The following is an 18,472-nucleotide window of genomic DNA, read 5'->3' as shown; positions in this document are numbered from 1 at the left end:
GTCACATGAATCCCGTTTCGTTCGTCTGCATCATCACCGGCGTGATGCTCAATGCATGCGCCCAGCTGTTGCTGAAAGCCGGCGTCAACGCCGTTGGACACTTCGAATTCAGCCGTGCGAACATCATCCCCGTCGGGCTGAAGATCGCGACCCAGTTGCCGATCATCGGCGGCCTCGGCTGCTATGTGCTCAGCGTGGTCGTATGGATCGTCGGGCTGTCGCGGGTCGACGTGTCGATCGCGTACCCGATGCTGTCGCTCGGCTACGTCGTCAACGCGTTCGCCGCGTGGTATCTGTTCGGCGAAGTGCTGTCGGTCCAGCGGCTCGTCGGCATCGGCATCATCCTGATCGGCGTGCTCGTGCTCGCGCGCAGCTGACCGTGCGCGGCGGGCGTTGCGTGTCCTGTGTGCCAGATGTGCATTAAGCGCCCGCCTACAAAAAATCACGGTACGAATCCGACAACCGGTGTTTAATGCCGGTTTCGGACCGGATCGCCCGACCCCTTTATTACACGCCATTACAGGCCAACGCGTTCATGAGCCAGACTACCGCTCCGTTCCTGCCGTTCACCCGCCCCGAAATCGACGAGGAAACCATTCAGGGCGTCGTCGAAGTGCTGCGCTCGGGCTGGATCACCACCGGCCCGCAGAACCAGAAGTTCGAGGCCGCGCTGTCCGAGTACTGCGGCGGCCGTCCGGTGCGCGCGTTCAACTCCGGCACCTGCACGCTCGAGATCGGCCTGCGCATCGCGGGCGTCGGCCCTGGCGACGAGGTGATCACCACGCCCGCCACGTGGGTGTCGACCAGCAACGTGATTATCGAAACCGGCGCGACGCCCGTGTTCGCCGACATCGATCCGGTCACGCGCAACATCGACCTCGACAAGCTCGAACAGGCGATCACGCCGCGCACGAAGGCGATCATCCCGGTCTACCTGTCCGGCCTGCCGGTCGACATGGACCGCCTGTACGCGATCGCCCGCGCGCACAACCTGCGCGTGATCGAAGACGCCGCGCAGGCGCTCGGCTCGACGTGGAAAGGCCAGCGCATCGGCGCGATCGGCGACATCGTGTCGTTCAGCTTCCACGCGAACAAGAACCTGACGACGATCGAAGGCGGCGCACTCGTGCTGAACGATGAGGACGAGGCGGCGCTCGCGCAGAAGTACCGGCTGCAGGGCATCACGCGCACCGGCTTCGACGGCATGGACTGCGACGTGCTCGGCGGCAAGTACAACCTGACCGACGTCGCCGCGCGCGTCGGCCTCGGTCAGCTGCCGCACCTCGAACGCTTCACCGCGCAGCGCCGGGCGCTCGCGCGCGCGTATTTCGCCGCGCTCGACGGCGGTGCGGCCGTGAAGCTCGGGCTCGGCCTGCCGGTCGCCGACTTCGAGAACAGCAACTGGCACATGTTCCAGGTCACGCTGCCGCTCGAGCGGCTGTCGCTCTCGCGCGCCGATTTCATGGCGCAGATGAAGGAGCGCGGCATCGGCACCGGCGTCCACTATCCGGCCATCCATCTTTTCACGCTGTATCGTGCGCGCGGCTTCAAGGAGGGCATGTTCCCCCACGCCGAACGGTACGGCGCCTCGACCGTCACGCTGCCGCTGTTCACGCAGATGACGGAAGACGACGTGCGTCGCGTGGCCGACGCCATCAATCAGATTTGCGAACAATACGGAAAGTAAGCGTACATGAATCACCTTGAAGCACGCGCCGGGCATCCGGGCGCCGCGACCCCGGAGGTATCGGTCATCATCCCCGTGTACAACGAGGAAGACGGCCTGGACGCGCTGTTCGCGCGGCTCTACCCGGCACTCGACGCACTCGGCACGTCGTACGAAGTGATCCTGATCAACGACGGCAGCCGCGACCGCTCGGCCGCGATGCTGGCCGACCAGTTCCACGTGCGTCCCGACACGACGCGCGTCGTGCTGCTCAACGGCAACTACGGCCAGCACATGGCGATCCTCGCGGGCTTCGCGCAGTCGCGCGGCGACATCGTGATCACGCTCGACGCCGACCTGCAGAATCCGCCCGAGGAGATCGGCAAGCTGATCACGAAGATGCGCGAAGGCTACGACTACGTCGGCTCGATCCGCAAGCAGCGCCAGGACAGCCTGTGGCGGCGCAAGGCGTCGCGGGTGATGAACCGGCTGCGCGAGCGCATCACGCGGATCAAGATGACCGACCAGGGCTGCATGCTGCGCGCGTATAGCCGCCGCATCATCGACACCATCAACGTGTGCGGCGAAGTCAACACGTTCATCCCGGCGCTCGCCTATACGTTCGCGCAGAACCCGACCGAAATCGAGGTCGCGCACGAGGAGCGCTTCGCGGGCCAGTCGAAATACTCGCTGTACAGCCTGATCCGGCTGAACTTCGATCTCGTCACCGGCTTCTCGGTCGTGCCGCTGCAGTGGCTGTCGTTCATCGGCGTGATCCTGTCGCTCGGCTCCGCGGCGCTGTTCGTGCTGCTGCTGGTGCGCCGCTTCATCGTCGGCGCGGAAGTGCAAGGCGTGTTCACGCTGTTCGCGATCACGTTCTTCCTGCTCGGCGTGATCCTGTTCGCGCTCGGCCTGCTCGGCGAATACATCGGCCGCATCTACCAGCAGGTGCGCGCGCGGCCGCGCTATCTGGTCCAGGCCGTGCTCGAACAGCACGACGGCGTGCCCGCGGTGCCGGCCGCCGCCGACCGTATGGGAGCCGCACGATGAAGCCGCGCGCCGTCGTGTTCGCGTATCACAACGTCGGCGTGCGCTGCCTGCAGGTGCTGCTGGCGCGCGGCGTCGACGTCGCGCTCGTCGTCACGCACGAAGACAACCCGAGCGAGAACATCTGGTTCGGCAGCGTCGCGTCCGTCGCCGCCGAACACGGCATCCCGGTCGTCACGCCGGCCGATCCATCCGACCCCGCGCTGCGTCGCGCGGTGTCGGATGCGCGCCCCGATTTCATCTTCTCGTTCTACTACCGCCACATGCTGCCGGTGGACCTGCTCGCGATCGCGCCGCGCGGCGCGTACAACATGCACGGTTCGCTGCTGCCGAAATACCGCGGCCGCGTGCCGACCAACTGGGCCGTGCTGAACGGCGAAACGGAAACCGGCGCGACGCTGCACGAGATGGCCGCGAAGCCCGACGCCGGCGCGATCCTCGGCCAGACGGCCGTGCCGATCCTGCCCGACGACACGGCCGCGCAGGTGTTCGACAAGGTCACGGTCGCCGCCGAGCAGACGCTCTGGCGCGTGCTGCCCGCGCTGCTGGCCGGCGACGCGCCGCACCTGCCGAACGATCTCGCGAGCGGCAGCTACTACGGCGGACGCAAGCCGGAGGACGGCCGCATCGACTGGTCGAAGCCGGCCGCGCAGGTCTACAACCTCGTGCGCGCCGTCGCGCCGCCTTATCCGGGCGCGTTCACCGACGTCGGCGGCACGCGCTTCGTGATCGCGCGCGCGCGCCTCGCGGCGCCCGGCAGCGCCGCCGCGACGGCCGCGGCGAATTTGCCCGCCGGCCTGCACGTAAGCGATAATGCGCTATTCGGCGTCTGCGGCGACAGCCGCGCCCTATCCATTCTCGAGCTGTGGCAGCAGCGCGACGGCAGCGAAACCGTCGTGACGCCGGCCGAATTCGCGCAGTTCATTCATTCTTCCCGTCATTCATGAAAGCAAAAAAAGTCCTGATCCTGGGTGTGAACGGCTTCATCGGCCATCACCTGTCGAAGCGCATTCTTGAAACCACCGATTGGGAAGTGTTCGGCATGGACATGCAGACCGACCGGCTGGGCGACCTCGTCAACCACGAACGGATGCATTTCTTCGAAGGCGACATCACGATCAACAAGGAGTGGGTCGAGTATCACGTGAAGAAGTGCGACGTGATCCTGCCGCTGGTCGCGATCGCGACGCCCGCCACCTACGTGAAGCAGCCGCTGCGCGTGTTCGAGCTCGACTTCGAGGCGAACCTGCCGATCGTGCGTTCGGCCGTCAAGTACGGCAAGCACCTCGTGTTTCCGTCGACCTCCGAGGTCTACGGCATGTGCTCGGACGAGCAGTTCGATCCGGACGCATCGGCGCTCACCTACGGCCCGATCAACAAGCCGCGCTGGATCTACGCGTGCTCGAAGCAGCTGATGGACCGCGTGATCTGGGGCTACGGGATGGAAGGCCTGAACTTCACGCTGTTCCGTCCGTTCAACTGGATCGGCCCGGGCCTCGACTCGATCTACACGCCGAAGGAAGGCAGCTCGCGCGTGGTCACGCAGTTCCTCGGCCACATCGTGCGCGGCGAGAACATCAGCCTCGTCGACGGCGGCTCGCAAAAGCGCGCGTTCACCGACATCGACGACGGCATCAGCGCGCTGATGAAGATCATCGAGAACAAGGGCGGCGTCGCGTCGGGCAAGATCTACAACATCGGCAATCCGCACAACAACTTCTCGGTTCGCGAGCTCGCGCACAAGATGCTCGAACTGGCGGCGGAATTCCCCGAGTACGCCGATTCGGCCAAGCAGGTGAAGCTCGTCGAGACGACCTCGGGCGCGTACTACGGCAACGGCTACCAGGACGTGCAGAACCGCGTGCCGAAGATCGACAACACGATGCAGGAGCTCGCGTGGGCGCCGCAATCGACGTTCGACGACGCGCTGCGCAAGATCTTCGAAGCGTATCGCGGCCATGTCGCCGACGCGCGCGCGCTGGTCGAGCAGCAGCACTGACGGGACGCACGCTTGGCTCGCATCGTCCTCAAGATCGACGTCGACACGCTGCGCGGCACGCGCGAAGGCGTGCCGAATCTCGCGCGCATCTTCGACCGCTTCAGTGCGCGCGCAACCTTCCTGTTCAGCCTCGGCCCCGATCATACGGGCTGGGCGCTGCGGCGCGTGTTCCGGCCGGGCTTCCTGCAGAAGGTGTCGCGTACGTCGGTGGTCGAGCACTACGGCGTGAAGCAGCTGATGTACGGCGTGCTGCTGCCGGGCCCCGACATCGGCCGCCGTGCGATCGCCGACATGCGCGCGATCCACGAGGCCGGCTTCGAGTGCGGGATCCATACGTGGGATCACGTGTATTGGCAAGACAACGTGCGCGTGCGCGATCGCCACTGGACCACGCGTGAAATGCAGAAGAGCCACGCGCGCTTCGTCGACATCTTCGGTGCGCCGCCCGTCACGCACGGCGCGGCCGGCTGGCAGATGAACGACGCGGCATTCGAGCAGATCGACGCATGGGGGATGCACTATGCGTCCGATGGTCGCGGCCATTCGCCGTATCTGCCGGTGGTGGGCGGCCGCACGCTGTCGCACGTGCAGATGCCCACCACGCTGCCGACGCTCGACGAGGTGCTCGGCATCGACGGCATCGACACGCACAACGTCGCCGCGCATCTGCTGAAGTTCACCGAAACCAATCCGCACGATCAGGTGTTCACGCTGCATGCGGAACTCGAAGGCCAGAAACTCGCGCCGGTGTTCGAGCAACTGCTCGCCGGCTGGCGTGCGCAGGGCCACACGTTTGCGACGATGGGCGATTACCACGCAACGCTGGACCGCGACTCGCTGCCATCGTACCCTGTCGCGTGGGGTGAGATCCCCGGCCGCTCCGGCGAACTGATCGTCCAGCCCGACTGAGTTCGCGCGCGCCGGCCCAGCCGGCGCTGTCGTTTCGGCCTGCCGCTTCGACCTGCCGTTTCGGCTTGCCGCCGCGACACCCCGCCGAACGCGCCGCCCGAGCGGCGCCTTTCCATAACAACAGGAGAAACACGTGTCCGTCGAAGTTGACCGTCAAGTTCCCGATTTCACCGCACCCGCGACGGGCGGCGACATTTCGCTGTCCGGCCTCAAGGGCCGCAAGCTCGTCCTGTATTTCTATCCGAAAGACAACACGCCGGGCTGCACGACCGAAGGCCTGCAGTTCCGCGATCTCTATCCGAAGTTCACGAAGGCCGGCGCGGAAGTCATCGGCGTGTCGCGCGACAGCCTGCGCTCGCATGACAACTTCAAGGCGAAACTCGAGCTGCCGTTCCCGCTGATTTCGGATGCCGACGAAGCGCTGTGCACGCTGTTCGATGTCATCAAGATGAAGAAAATGTATGGCAAGGAAGTACGCGGCATCGAGCGCTCGACGTTCCTGATCGACGCCGACGGCGTGCTTCGCCAGGCATGGCGCGGCATCAAGGTACCCGGTCACGTGGACGACGTGCTAAGTGCTGTACAAGCGCTTTGAGGCGCGTTATATTGGGCCGCAATGAATGCCAGTTCGTCCCATATTTCTCGTAGCTGCGCCGGTGTCCGTTGCGACGCTTTCCGGCATCTGACGCGCATCACGACGGTATCAGCCGAGCCGCATGTCCCTGTCGACGGGGCAGCGGCTTTTTTTATGGATTGCGCGCCGGGCCTCGGTCCGGCCGTCACCCCGTGAAGGAGTTGATCGACACTTAGGCGAACCGGCTAGACGAAATTCCTGTGCGCCACCGCGCGCAAACTGCATGCGTCTACGTCACGCAGGATGCGATCAGCGGCGCACTTCATGCGACACGATTCCTCCCGAGGGACACCATGCCTTTGCCTACCCCCCCCAGCAAGCTCGGCAGCCTGCTGCCGCCCGACGAATACAAGGCGAAAGCGCGGCCCGCGAAAGCCGCGAAGAAATCCGCCGAAGGGGACGCATCCACAGCCGGTGACTACGGCCCGGCCAGCGTGGCCCAACCGATGACCGAAGCCGCGAATACGGCCGCGCCGCTGCGCGCCGTCGCGGCGCCGGCGCAGGAAACCGCGAGCACGCCCGCACGCGGTCGCAGGACCAAACAGACCGCGGCGCTGTTGCAGCCGCTCCAGCCGCCCGCCGAACCCGCCGCACCGGCCTCCCCCGCTCCGGTCGTCGCACGCGACGACAAGCCGGCCGCCGGCAAACCGGCTGCCGCGCCCGCGCGCGATGCCGGCGCGGCGCCGAAGTCGCGCAGCCGCAAGCCGGCCGAGGTCGAACAGCAGAAGCTGTTCGTGCTCGACACCAACGTGCTGATGCACGACCCGAGCAGCCTGTTCCGTTTCGAGGAACACGACGTCTATCTGCCGATGATGACGCTCGAGGAGCTCGACAACCACAAGAAGGGGATGTCCGAAGTCGCGCGCAACGCGCGCCAGGTCAGCCGCACGCTCGACGCGCTGGTCGCCGACGGCGGCCCGATCTCGGCCGGCATTCCGTTGTCGCGACTCGGCAGCCGCGAGGCGCTCGGCCGCCTGTACTTCCAGACCAGGCTGGCCGACATCGCGCCGGTCGAAGGGCTGCCGGCGGGCAAGGCGGACAACCAGATCCTCGGCGTCGTGCGCGCGCTGCAGCGCGACCGGCCGGACCGTCAGGTCGTGCTGGTGTCGAAAGACATCAACATGCGGATCAAGGCGCATGCGCTCGGCCTGCCCGCGGAAGACTACTTCAACGACCAGGTACTCGAGGACAAGGATCTCCTCTATAACGGCGTGCGCGAGTTGCCGCAGGACTTCTGGACCAAGCACGCGAAGGGGATGGAGAGCTGGCAGGACACGAAGACGGGCACCACCTACTACCGCGTGACGGGCCCGCTCGTCGCGTCGATGCTCGTCAACGAGTTCGTCTATCTCGAGCCGCAGAACGGCGAGCCGACGTTCCACGCGATCGTGCGCGAGCTGAACGGCAAGACGGCGCTACTGCAGACGCTGCGCGACTACAGCCATCACAAGAACAACGTGTGGGGCATCACCGCGCGCAACCGCGAGCAGAACTTTGCGCTGAACCTGTTGATGAATCCCGAGATCGACTTCGTCACGCTGCTCGGCCAGGCCGGCACCGGCAAGACGCTCGTCGCGCTCGCGGCCGGCCTCGCGCAGGTGCTCGACGACAAGCGCTACAACGAGATCATCGTCACGCGCGCGACGGTGCCCGTCGGCGAGGACATCGGTTTCCTGCCCGGTACCGAGGAAGAGAAGATGCAGCCGTGGATGGGCGCATTCGACGACAACCTCGAAGTGCTGCAGAAGACCGACGACGCGGCCGGCGAATGGGGCCGTGCGGCCACGCAGGAGCTGATCCGTTCGCGCTTGAAGGTGAAGAGCATGAACTTCATGCGCGGGCGCACCTTCGTCGACAAGTACCTGATCATCGACGAAGCGCAGAACCTGACGCCGAAGCAGATGAAGACGCTCGTGACGCGCGCGGGCCCCGGCACGAAGATCGTGTGCCTCGGCAACATCGCGCAGATCGACACGCCCTACCTCACCGAAGGCAGCTCGGGCCTGACCTACGTCGTCGACCGCTTCAAGGGCTGGGGCCACAGCGGCCACGTGACGCTCGCGCGCGGCGAACGCTCGCGGCTCGCCGACTACGCATCGGACATCCTGTAACGCGATACGCCCGGCGTTCTGCCGGGCTCGACCTGCTGCGGCGCTCCGGTTCGGAGCGCCGTTTTTATTTCAGGGTCGAAAGCATTCGCGCGCCTGCGTCGCGAAACGCGTGACTTACGCGCGAAACTTCAAGTAAATTCTCACGAATGGTTGCGTGAGGCCCGTGGGACCGTCTACCATCGGGTGTGTCTGTCGTCATACGATTCGCGCGCAGCGCGCTCGTCACCTTGTCATGCTTCGAATCTGGGTTCCCGTCGCCGTCGTCTCACTGCTCGCGGCCTGCTCCAGCGTGCCGCCGCAGTCCGCATCGCGCAGCGCGGGCATGAAGATCACGACACCGCGCGCGTTCCCCGCTCCGGCCAATTTCCCGAATTTCGTCGATCACAGCGTCGGCCAGGAAGAAATCTCGATCCAGGCGATGAGCCTCGTCGGCGTTCCGTACCGCTGGGGCGGCAACACGCCGACCAGCGGCTTCGACTGCAGCGGCCTCGTGCGCTACGTGCTGGGCCGCGCGGCCGACGTGAACCTGCCGCGCACGACCGCCGACATGAGCAGCCGCGGCGCGTCGATCGACCCCGACCAGATCGCGCCGGGCGACCTGATCTTCTTCAACACGACCGGCCGGCCGCACTCGCACGTCGGCATCTACGTCGGCAAGCTGCGCTTCGTCAATGCGCCGTCGACGGGCGGCACCGTGCGGCTCGACTACCTGACCAACCCGTACTGGGCGAAGCGCTTCGACGGCATTCGCCGCGTCGCCCCGCCGCGCGGCACGCCGACGCCGTTCGATGCCCCGATCTACGATGCACGGCGCGATGCGCCGGCTGCGGCCACCGCGCCGGTCGTCGCGGCCGCGGCAGTGCGGCGGCCTGCCTATGCTTCGTCGCCGGCCCGTGCGACGGCGCAGGCTGCTGTGCCGGCCGTATCGACGACGACGGCCGCCGCAGCCGCTCCGTACGAACCGGCGCCGCGCATGTCGGCGCCGGTCTCCTCCGCGGGCGGCGACACGATGGCCATGACGCCGGTTTTGCCGCCGGCCGGCCCATCCGAAGAAGTCGGCACGCAGATCCCGACGACGGCGCTGACGGCCGCGCAGGCGGCCGCGTTCGATGCGGAACCGCCGTCCGCGATGCCTGCCCCGAGCTCGCCGGGCAGCGCCGAGCCGGTGCAGGTGCTGCGCGCATCGACGCAATCGGCGCCGGTCAGCCCGCGCACCAGCACCGCCGACGATCCGATCGCCCGCTTCGCGAACGGCAGCTACTGAGTCATTGCGGCGCAGCGCCGCATTCCGTACACCGCAAAAGAAAATGCGCCGCAACCTTACGGTTAGCGGCGCATGGTTCTGATGCGACCCGGGCGGCGTCGCGATCAGAAGATCTGGTGCCCGACCCACCATCCGCCGGCCGCGATCAGCGCGGACGCCGGGATCGTCAGCACCCAGGCCCATACGATGTTGCCGGCCACACCCCAGCGCACGGCGGACAGCTTCTGCGTCGCGCCGACACCGACGATCGCGCCGGTGATCGTATGCGTGGTCGATACCGGAATGCCGAGGAACGACGCGATGAACAGCGTGATCGCCCCGCCGCTCTCCGCGCAGAAGCCGCCGACCGGCTTGAGCTTCGTGATCTTCTGGCCCATCGTGCGCACGATGCGCCAGCCGCCGAACAGCGTGCCGAGACCCATCGACAGATAGCATGCGCCGATCACCCACACGGGCGGCGCATCCGACGTCGCCGACGCATAGCCGGTCGCGATCAGCAGCATCCAGATGATGCCGATCGTCTTCTGGGCGTCGTTACCGCCGTGGCCGAGGCTGTAGAGGCCGGCCGACAGCAACTGGAGCCGCCGGAAGCGGCGGTCGACCTTGCTTGGCGCGGTACGGAAGTACAGCCACGACACGCCGAGCATGAACAGCGAGCCGAGGATGAAGCCGAGCAGCGGCGAGATGAAGATGAACGCGACGGTCTTCATCAGGCCGTCGATGTTCAGCGCGCTCCAGCCGGACTTCGCGAGCGCCGAGCCGACGAGGCCGCCGATCAGCGCGTGCGACGAGCTCGACGGAATCCCGTAGTACCAGGTGATCACGTTCCAGCCGATCGCGCCGACCAGCGCACCGAACACGACGTAGTGGTCGACGATTTCCGGGTCGATCGTGCCTTTGCCGACCGTCTGCGCGACCTTCAGGTGGAAGATGAAATAGGCGATGACGTTGAACGCGGCCGCGAACACCACGGCCTGTTGGGGCTTCAGCACCCCGGTGGACACGACGGTGGCGATCGAGTTCGCCGCGTCGTGGAAGCCGTTCATGAAGTCGAATACGAGCGCGACGAGCACCAGCGTCGCGACCATCCATAGGGCGAGTTGTATCGAATGCATCGTGATCCGCTCAGGCGTTTTCCAGCACGATGCCTTCGATGATGTTCGCGACGTCCTCGCACTTGTCGGTGATCTCTTCGAGCAGCTCGTAGATCGCCTTCAGCTTGATGAGCGTCTTCACGTCGTCTTCCTCGCGGAACAGCTTCGACATCGCCGAGCGCAGCACGCGATCGGCCTCCGACTCCCAGCGGTCGATTTCCTCGCACTGCTTGAGGATCTGCGCCGACTGCTTCATGTCGGACAGCAGCCCGACGGCCTGTTGCACGTGTTGCGCCGATTGCGTGACGATGTGCGCGAGCTGGCTCGCCTCGGAGGTGACGGACTGCACGTCGTACAGCGACACGGCCGTCGCGACGTCTTCCATCAGGTCGAGGATGTCGTCCATCGTCGTGATCAGCTTGTGGATCTCGTCGCGATCGAGCGGCGTGATGAAGGTCTTGTGCAGCAGATCGATCGCTTCGTGCGTGAGCTTGTCAGCGGCCTTCTCGGCGGTCTGCACGTTTTGCTTGTGAATCTCGGCGTCGGCGAGATTGTCGATCAGCAGTTCGAGTTCGCGGCCACCGGAAACGATGTGCTTCGCGTGCGCGTTGAAGAGTTCAAAGAACTTGCCCTCGGTGGGCATGAATCGACCGAACATGGGATTCCTGAGAGATTGTCAAACTACTGTCACGAAAACGGGCGACATTGTACCGTTTTCGGTTGCGACGCGACGCGTGCACATGCACGCGCCGGGATTGGATACAACGTTTGGCGATTTAGGACTTTACAAGCGGCGTCACTCGCCGTAGAAGTTCTGCGCTCCCGCAAAGTTGTCGAACTTCGTGTATTGGCCCAGGAACGTGAGCCGAACAGGACCGATCGGACCGTTACGCTGCTTGCCGATGATGATCTCGGCCGTGCCCTTGTCCGGGCTGTCCGGATTGTAGACCTCGTCGCGGTAAATGAACAGGATCACGTCCGCATCCTGTTCGATTGCACCCGATTCGCGCAAATCCGACATCACCGGGCGCTTGTTCGGCCGCTGTTCGAGACCGCGGTTCAGCTGCGACAGCGCGATCACCGGCACGTCGAGTTCCTTGGCGAGGCTCTTCAGCGACCGCGAGATTTCCGAGATTTCGGTCGCGCGGTTTTCGCCCTGCGACGAACCCGACATCAGCTGCAGGTAGTCGACGATGATCAGCCCGAGCTTGCCGCACTGCCGCGCGAGACGCCGCGCGCGCGAGCGCAATTCCATCGGGTTCAGGCCGCCCGTCTCGTCGATGAAAAGCTGCGCCTCGCTCATCTTCTGCACCGCGTGCGTCAGCTTCGGCCAGTCCTCGTCGGTCAGCCGACCGGTACGCATCCGGTGCTGGTCGAGCCGGCCGATCGAGCCGAGCATCCGCATCACGAGCTGGGTGCCCGGCATTTCCATCGAGAACACCGCGACCGGCAAGCCGTATTCGACCGCGACGTATTCGCCGATGTTCATCGAAAACGCGGTCTTGCCCATCGACGGGCGCCCCGCGACGATGATCAGCTCGCCGCCGTGCATCCCGGACGTCATCCGGTCGAGGTCGACGAAGCCCGTCGGCGTGCCGGTGACGTCGCTCGGGTTCGCGGTGTGATACAGCGTGTCGATCCGCTCGACGACCTGCGTGAGCAGCGGGCCGATCTCGAGAAAGCCCTGATTGCCGCGCGCGCCCTCTTCGGCGATCGAGAACACCTTCGACTCGGCCTCGTCGAGCAGCTGGCGGACTTCCTTGCCCTGCGGATTGAATGCGTCGGCCGAGATTTCGTCGGCGACCGACACAAGCCGGCGCAGCACCGCGCGGTCGCGCACGATTTCCGCGTAGCGCCGGATGTTCGCGGCGCTCGGCGTGTTCTGCGCGAGTGCGTTCAGGTAGGCGAGCCCGCCGACGTCTTCGGCCTTGCCCGACGTCGTCAGCGCTTCGTATACGGTCACGACGTCGGCCGGGCGCGTGGCCGCGATCAGCCGGCCGATGTGCTCGTAGATGATCCGGTGGTCGTAGCGATAGAAGTCGCCCTGCGACAGGAAGTCGGCGATCCGGTCCCATGCCGCGTTGTCGAGCAACAGGCCGCCGAGCACCGATTGCTCGGCTTCCACCGAATGCGGCGGGACTTTCAGCGATTCGATTTGGGGATCTTGCGGCGCGTTCATGGGTTGGGATTATCGCGAATAGATCGCAGCGGCGCTACGGGTTGCCGGCAATCGGCAAAAAAAAAGGCAGGCCCCGGTTGCCCGGGCGCCTGCCCTTGTCCGGACGGCGGAAGCCGCCCGGCAAGCTTGCGTACGCTTATGCGTGGTCGCCGATCACGTTGATCGTGACGTCGACGACGACGTCCGTATGCAGCGCGACTTGAACGACGTGCTCGCCGATCATCTTCAGCGGGCCTTCCGGCATGCGAACTTGCAGCTTCTCGACTTCGAAACCTGCCTTCTTCAGCAGTTCCGCGACGTCGCCGTTCGTGACCGAGCCGAACAGACGGCCGTCGACGCCCGACTTCTGCGTGACTTCGAACGCTTGGCCGTTCAGCTTCTCGCCGACTGCCTGCGATGCCGCCAGCTTTTCAGCGGCGATCTTTTCGAGTTCGGCGCGGCGAACTTCGAATTCGGCGATCGCTTCCTTCGTTGCACGGCGAGCCTTGCGGTTCGGGATCAGGAAGTTGCGAGCGTAACCGTCCTTGACCTTGACGATATCGCCGAGGTTGCCCAGATTGGCGACTTTTTCCAACAGAATGATTTGCATTCGAATTCTCCTTATTGCGTCGCCTGATTACGCCTTGTGCTGATCGGTGTACGGCAGCAGCGCGAGGAAACGCGCACGCTTGATTGCCGTATCCAGCTGACGCTGATAGTGCGCCTTCGTACCCGTCAGACGAGCCGGCGTGATCTTGCCGTTTTCGCCGATGAAGTCCTTCAGCGTTTCCGTGTCCTTGTAGTCGATCTGATCGACGCCTGCAGCCGTGAAGCGGCAGAACTTCTTGCGCTTGAAGAGCGGGTTTTGTTGCTGACGACGCTTGTCGAATTTCTTACCAGTCGGGCGGGCCATGATTTCAGTCCTTTCCTATGTCCTGCAATGCAGTGATGTGAAACACCAAGGTTCTCGCGTTGCGGCTCTTTTTTGCCAGGAAGCCCGTGAACAGCGTCTCGACGCCCATTTCACGACTTTCCAGCTTGCCGCTCGCCTCACCGGCCGCCACCGCTTCGATCGTCATGTCGACCTGACGGGGAATGCCTGCTTCGACGACCTCCGTGCGGTGATGCAACGTGGCGCTTGCGATCGGAACACCTGCCGGCGTATATCGCACCGGTGCGCGTTCGACGACGCTCGCCGTCAATTGCAACCTGTTCACGTGAGGGGCGCGCTCCTTGATGGCTTAATGAGTGACGAACTTAAGCCTGCGCTTCGGTCGGCTGAGCTGCAGCCGCCTTCTTGGCTTCTTCGCGCTGAACTTCCTTCATCATCGGCGACGGGCCGGTTTCGGCCTTCTTCATCTTGACGATGAGGTGGCGCAGCACGGCGTCGTTGAACTTGAACGCGTGTTCGAGTTCGTCGAGCGTCGTCTGGTCGCACTCGATGTTCATGCAGACGTAGTGAGCCTTCGCGAGTTTCTCGATCATGTAGGCCAGCTGGCGACGGCCCCAGTCTTCGACACGGTGGATCTGGCCGCCGTGCGTCGTGATCGTGGTCTTGTAACGCTCGATCATCGCGGGCACTTGCTCGCTCTGATCCGGGTGCACGATGAATACGATTTCGTAATGACGCATTACACACTCCTTGTGGATTGAAGCCACCCGGGCGTCTGAACCGGTGTGGCAAGTGAGAAGCCGAAGATTCTAACCCGGATACGGGCCGCATGCAACACCGACCCAGCTTTTCCCGGCAGATTCGGCCGTGTTTTCAACGACTTGAATCGTCCGGACTGCCGGCGCGGGCCTTCGCTCGCTCCGGAGACGACGGCGCGGCGGCACTCACGGCGGGCTGCTCCAGTAGCCGGGGCGCGCGTAGGCGTCGCGCAGGTAGTCGATGAAGTAGCGCACGCGCGCCGGCACGTAGCGTTGCTGCGGATAGACGGCGAGGATGTCGTAGTCGGGCAGCGCGTATTCGTCGAGCACCGTTTCCAGTTCGCCCGTTTCGAGCTGCGCGGCGATTTCCCAGGTCGAGCGCCAGCCGAGCCCGAGACTCTCCGCGACCCAGCGATGCAGCAGCTCGCCGTCGTTGCAGTCGAGATTGCCGGTCACGCGCATCGTCACGATCTTGCCGTGGCGCTGGAAATACCAGCCGCGGTTCTGGCCACCCTGCAGGTTGAACGCGAGGCAGTTGTGCCGCAGCAGGTCGTCGAGCGACTTCGGCCGGCCGTGCTTGCGGAAATACGCGGGCGTGCCGCACACCACACGCCGGTTCGACGCGAGCTTCACCGCGACGAAGTTCGGATCCACCGAGCCGCCGATCCGGATCGACAGGTCGTAGCCTTCGCGCACGAGATCGACCACGCGATCGGTCAGGTTGAACGACAGCTGCATGTCGGGCTTGTCGGCGAGGAAGCCGGGCGCGTGCGGCGCCACGTGCTTGCGGCCGAACGCGGCCGGCGCCGACACGATCAGGTGCCCGCTGACCGCGCGCCGCCCCGCCGCCAGCTCGTTCTCCGCCTGATCCCATTCGGACAGCAGCCCGCGGCAGCGCTCGAGAAACGCGGCGCCCTCCTCGCTGACCACCAGCCGCCGCGTCGAGCGGTACATCAGCTTCACGCCGAGGCGCCGTTCGAGCGCGTCGATGCGCCGCCCGAGCACCACCGGCGACACGCCTTCCTCGAGCGCGGCCGCGGCCAGGCTGCCGGCGTCGGCCACGCGCACGAACGTCTCGATCTGCTTGAAACGATCCATTTTTCGTCTCCATCGCGGCTGCGACACGGCCGGAAGCGGCCGAGAAGCCGCCGGGAAGCCCCGTCCGGCCGCGATTCCATACTTTTAGTTTCGAAATAAGCGACTCCGGCTGATCTTATCAAACCTTTCCTGCATCCCTAAAGTGCCTCCAACAGACCGATTCGCCAGATCCGTACATTCAAGGAGACATGCATGGCCAAGATGAGAGCCGTCGACGCCGCCGTACTGGTGCTCGAGAAAGAAGGCATCCAGACCGCGTTCGGCGTGCCGGGCGCCGCGATCAACCCGTTCTACTCGGCGCTGCGCAAGTCGGGCGGCATCAGCCACGTGCTGGCGCGCCACGTCGAGGGCGCGTCGCACATGGCCGAAGGCTATACGCGCGCCGCAGCCGGCAATATCGGCGTCTGCATCGGCACGTCGGGCCCGGCCGGCACCGACATGATCACCGGCCTGTACTCCGCGTCGGCCGATTCGATTCCGATCCTCGCGATCACCGGCCAGGCGCCGCGCGCGCGGCTGTACAAGGAAGACTTCCAGGCCGTCGACATCGAATCGATCGCCAAGCCCGTCACCAAATGGGCCGTCACCGTGCGCGAGCCGGCGCTGGTGCCGCGCGTGTTCCAGCAGGCCTTCCACCTGATGCGCTCGGGCCGTCCGGGCCCGGTGCTGGTGGACCTGCCGATCGACGTCCAGCTCGCCGAGATCGAATTCGACATCGACACCTACGAGCCGCTGCCGGTGTACAAGCCCGCGGCGACCCGCGCGCAGATCGAGCGCGCGCTCGCGATGCTCAACGACGCCGACCGGCCGCTGATCGTGTCGGGCGGCGGCGTGATCAACGCGGCCGCGGAAGACCTGCTGGTCCGCTTCGCCGAAACGCTCGGCGTGCCGGTGATCCCGACGCTGATGTCGTGGGGCTCGATTGCCGACGACCACCCGCTGATGGCCGGCATGGTCGGCCTGCAGACGTCGCACCGCTACGGCAACGCGACGATGCTCGCGGCGGACTTCGTGCTCGGCATCGGCAACCGCTGGGCGAATCGCCACACGGGCAGCGTCGAGGTCTACACGAAGGGCCGCAGGTTCGTGCACGTCGACATCGAGCCGACGCAGATCGGCCGCGTGTTCGGCCCCGATCTCGGCATCGTGTCCGATGCGAAGGCCGCGCTCGAGCTGTTCGTCGCCGTCGCGCAGGAATGGAAGGCGGCCGGCAAGCTGAAGGACCGCAGCGCGTGGGTGTCGGACTGCCAGGCGCGCAAGCGCTCGCTGCAGCGCAAGACGCACTTCGACGACGTGCCGGTCAAGCCGCAGCGCGTGTACGAGGAGATGAACAAGGTGTTCAGCCGCGATACCTGCTACGTGAGCACGATCGGCCTGTCGCAGATCGCCGCCGCGCAATTCCTGCACGTGTTCAAGGCGCGCAACTGGATCAACTGCGGCCAGGCCGGGCCGCTCGGCTGGACGATTCCGGCCGCGCTCGGCGTGCGTGCGGCCGACCCGAGCCGTCCGATCGTCGCGCTGTCCGGCGACTACGACTTCCAGTTCATGATCGAAGAGCTCGCCGCCGGCGCGCAGTTCAAGCTGCCGTACGTGCACGTCGTCGTGAACAACTCGTATCTGGGGCTGATCCGTCAGGCGCAGCGCGCATTCGACATGGACTACTGCGTGCAGCTCGCGTTCGACAACGTGAATGCGCCGGAGCTGAACGGCTATGGCGTCGATCACGTCGCCGTGGCCGAAGGGCTCGGCTGCAAGGCGCTGCGCGTGTTCAAGCCGGAACAGATCGCGCCGGCGCTGAAGCAGGCGCAAGCGCTCGCGAACGAGTTCAGCGTGCCGGTGATCGTCGAGGTGATCCTCGAGCGCGTGACCAACATCTCGATGGGCGCCGAAATCGATGCGATCAACGAGTTCGAGGACCTCGCCGAGAAGGCCGAGCACGCGCCGACCGCGATCTCGATGCTCGACTGACCCGCAGGCAATCCGCTCACCGACCGACCAAAGAGGCTTAGCTCATGCCGAAGTTCGCTGCAAACCTGACCATGCTGTTCAACGAAGTGCCGTTCCTCGATCGCTTCGCCGCCGCCGCGGATGCCGGCTTCGACGCCGTCGAATTCCTGTTCCCGTACCCGTACGCGAAGGAGGAACTGGCCGAGCGGCTCGACGCGCACGGGCTGCGCGTCGTGCTGCACAACCTGCCCGCCGGCAACTGGGATCAGGGCGAGCGCGGGATCGCGTGCCTGCCCGATCGCGTCGGCGAATTCCAGGACGGCGTCGGCCGCGCGATCGAATATGCGAAGGCGCTGAAGGTGCCGCAGCTGAACTGCCTGGTCGGCATTCCGTCGGCCAGCACGGCACGCGACCAGACGTTCGTCACGATGGTCGACAACCTGCGCTTCGCGGCCGATGCGCTCCGGCGCGAAGGCATCCGCCTGCTCGTCGAGCCGTGCAACCGCTTCGACATCCCGGGCTTCGCGCTGAACCGCTCGTCGGAAGGGCTCGACGTGATCCGCGCGGTCGGCTCCGACAACCTGTTCCTGCAGTACGACATCTATCACATGCAGCGCATGGAAGGCGAACTGGCCGCGACGATCGAACGCAACCTCGCGTCGATCGGCCACGTCCAGCTCGCCGACAACCCGGGCCGCAACGAACCGGGCACGGGCGAGATCAACTACGCGTTCCTGTTCGCGCTGCTCGACCGGCTCGGTTACGACGGCTACGTCGGCTGCGAATACAAACCCCGCACCACCACGACGGAAGGGCTCGGCTGGCTGCAACACGTCGCCGGCCGCGCACCGGGCGCGGCGCGCCGCGCAGCCTGACGCCCGCCGTTCCGTTCCGC

The 18,472-nt window shown here is 65.5% G+C and carries 19 protein-coding genes and 1 pseudogene; 11 read left to right on the top strand and 9 right to left on the bottom strand.

Annotation, left to right across the window (positions count from 1 at the left end):
- Positions 1-5: 5 nt before the first annotated feature.
- The 7 genes from MBR110_RS08735 (at position 6) to MBR110_RS08705 (ending at position 6,216) form a co-directional block, all read left to right on the top strand.
- The gene (locus MBR110_RS08735; RefSeq protein ID WP_011352303.1) at positions 6-377 is read left to right on the top strand and encodes an EamA family transporter; all 372 of its coding nucleotides are present in this window, start codon (positions 6-8) and stop codon (positions 375-377) included.
- A 158-nt stretch (positions 378-535) separates the two neighbouring features.
- The gene (locus tag MBR110_RS08730; RefSeq protein WP_045579044.1) at positions 536-1,687 is read left to right on the top strand and encodes a DegT/DnrJ/EryC1/StrS family aminotransferase; all 1,152 of its coding nucleotides are present in this window, start codon (positions 536-538) and stop codon (positions 1,685-1,687) included.
- Between the two features lie 6 nt (positions 1,688-1,693).
- Positions 1,694-2,716 (top strand): glycosyltransferase, encoded by a 1,023-nt coding sequence (locus tag MBR110_RS08725; RefSeq protein WP_034195390.1) that lies wholly within the window; start codon positions 1,694-1,696, stop codon positions 2,714-2,716.
- On the top strand, positions 2,713-3,660 hold the full coding sequence (locus MBR110_RS08720) for a formyltransferase (protein ID WP_011885012.1): 948 nt from the start codon (positions 2,713-2,715) through the stop codon (positions 3,658-3,660). The genes MBR110_RS08725 and MBR110_RS08720 overlap by 4 nt, the downstream gene beginning before the upstream one ends.
- The gene (locus MBR110_RS08715) at positions 3,657-4,712 is read left to right on the top strand and encodes a bifunctional UDP-4-keto-pentose/UDP-xylose synthase (protein ID WP_011885013.1); all 1,056 of its coding nucleotides are present in this window, start codon (positions 3,657-3,659) and stop codon (positions 4,710-4,712) included. Before MBR110_RS08720 ends, MBR110_RS08715 begins: the two co-directional genes overlap by 4 nt.
- 12 nt (positions 4,713-4,724) lie before the next feature.
- Positions 4,725-5,621: a polysaccharide deacetylase family protein gene (locus MBR110_RS08710; protein ID WP_011885014.1), complete on the top strand. Its 897-nt coding sequence runs from the start codon at positions 4,725-4,727 to the stop codon at positions 5,619-5,621.
- Positions 5,622-5,754: 133 nt separating this feature from the next.
- Positions 5,755-6,216, top strand: coding sequence for a peroxiredoxin (locus MBR110_RS08705; protein ID WP_011885015.1), 462 nt, complete (start codon positions 5,755-5,757; stop codon positions 6,214-6,216).
- 195 nt (positions 6,217-6,411) lie between these two features.
- On the opposite strand, the pseudogene MBR110_RS32605 reads toward MBR110_RS08705, so the two are convergent.
- Positions 6,412-6,653: pseudogene (locus MBR110_RS32605) on the bottom strand (hypothetical protein); the annotation flags it as partial.
- On the opposite strand from MBR110_RS32605, the gene MBR110_RS08700 reads away from it, so the two are divergent.
- Positions 6,549-8,366 carry a PhoH family protein gene (locus tag MBR110_RS08700; protein WP_059456801.1) on the top strand — a complete coding sequence of 606 codons (1,818 nt, stop codon included), beginning with the start codon at positions 6,549-6,551 and terminating at the stop codon, positions 8,364-8,366. The pseudogene MBR110_RS32605 and the gene MBR110_RS08700 overlap by 105 nt on opposite strands.
- Positions 8,367-8,598: 232 nt before the next feature.
- Positions 8,599-9,630: a C40 family peptidase gene (locus tag MBR110_RS08695; protein ID WP_045579041.1), complete on the top strand. Its 1,032-nt coding sequence runs from the start codon at positions 8,599-8,601 to the stop codon at positions 9,628-9,630.
- A gap of 104 nt (positions 9,631-9,734) precedes the next feature.
- Here MBR110_RS08695 and MBR110_RS08690 read toward each other — a convergent pair whose 3' ends face one another.
- The 8 genes from MBR110_RS08690 to MBR110_RS08655 form a co-directional block, all read right to left on the bottom strand.
- Complete coding sequence (locus MBR110_RS08690) at positions 9,735-10,745, bottom strand: inorganic phosphate transporter (RefSeq protein ID WP_011885018.1); 1,011 nt, start codon at positions 10,743-10,745, stop codon at positions 9,735-9,737.
- Positions 10,746-10,755: 10 nt separating this feature from the next.
- Positions 10,756-11,382, bottom strand: coding sequence for a DUF47 domain-containing protein (locus MBR110_RS08685; protein ID WP_011885019.1), 627 nt, complete (start codon positions 11,380-11,382; stop codon positions 10,756-10,758).
- A 138-nt stretch (positions 11,383-11,520) separates the two neighbouring features.
- Positions 11,521-12,903: a replicative DNA helicase gene (locus MBR110_RS08680; RefSeq protein ID WP_011885020.1), complete on the bottom strand. Its 1,383-nt coding sequence runs from the start codon at positions 12,901-12,903 to the stop codon at positions 11,521-11,523.
- Positions 12,904-13,039: 136 nt separating this feature from the next.
- The gene (gene rplI, locus MBR110_RS08675; protein WP_011885021.1) at positions 13,040-13,492 is read right to left on the bottom strand and encodes a 50S ribosomal protein L9; all 453 of its coding nucleotides are present in this window, start codon (positions 13,490-13,492) and stop codon (positions 13,040-13,042) included.
- A 27-nt stretch (positions 13,493-13,519) separates the two neighbouring features.
- Complete coding sequence (gene rpsR / locus MBR110_RS08670) at positions 13,520-13,795, bottom strand: 30S ribosomal protein S18 (protein ID WP_011885022.1); 276 nt, start codon at positions 13,793-13,795, stop codon at positions 13,520-13,522.
- Between the two features lie 4 nt (positions 13,796-13,799).
- Positions 13,800-14,099 (bottom strand): primosomal replication protein N, encoded by a 300-nt coding sequence (gene priB, locus MBR110_RS08665; protein WP_011885023.1) that lies wholly within the window; start codon positions 14,097-14,099, stop codon positions 13,800-13,802.
- A 40-nt stretch (positions 14,100-14,139) separates the two neighbouring features.
- Positions 14,140-14,514: a 30S ribosomal protein S6 gene (rpsF, locus tag MBR110_RS08660; RefSeq protein ID WP_006755436.1), complete on the bottom strand. Its 375-nt coding sequence runs from the start codon at positions 14,512-14,514 to the stop codon at positions 14,140-14,142.
- 204 nt (positions 14,515-14,718) lie between these two features.
- Complete coding sequence (locus tag MBR110_RS08655) at positions 14,719-15,630, bottom strand: LysR family transcriptional regulator (RefSeq protein ID WP_011885024.1); 912 nt, start codon at positions 15,628-15,630, stop codon at positions 14,719-14,721.
- Between the two features lie 192 nt (positions 15,631-15,822).
- Between MBR110_RS08655 and gcl the strand changes: the two genes are divergently transcribed.
- Complete coding sequence (gene gcl / locus MBR110_RS08650; RefSeq protein WP_181708989.1) at positions 15,823-17,598, top strand: glyoxylate carboligase; 1,776 nt, start codon at positions 15,823-15,825, stop codon at positions 17,596-17,598.
- 44 nt (positions 17,599-17,642) lie between these two features.
- Positions 17,643-18,452, top strand: coding sequence for a hydroxypyruvate isomerase (hyi, locus tag MBR110_RS08645; RefSeq protein WP_011885026.1), 810 nt, complete (start codon positions 17,643-17,645; stop codon positions 18,450-18,452).
- Positions 18,453-18,472 lie beyond the last annotated feature (20 nt).

Source organism: Burkholderia sp. MBR-1 (genome assembly GCF_013822785.1).
In the GTDB taxonomy this organism is placed as follows: Bacteria; Pseudomonadota; Gammaproteobacteria; order Burkholderiales; family Burkholderiaceae; genus Burkholderia; species Burkholderia vietnamiensis.
Note: the sequence above shows the minus strand (reverse complement) of the source record. Positions and strands in the feature narration are given on the sequence as shown.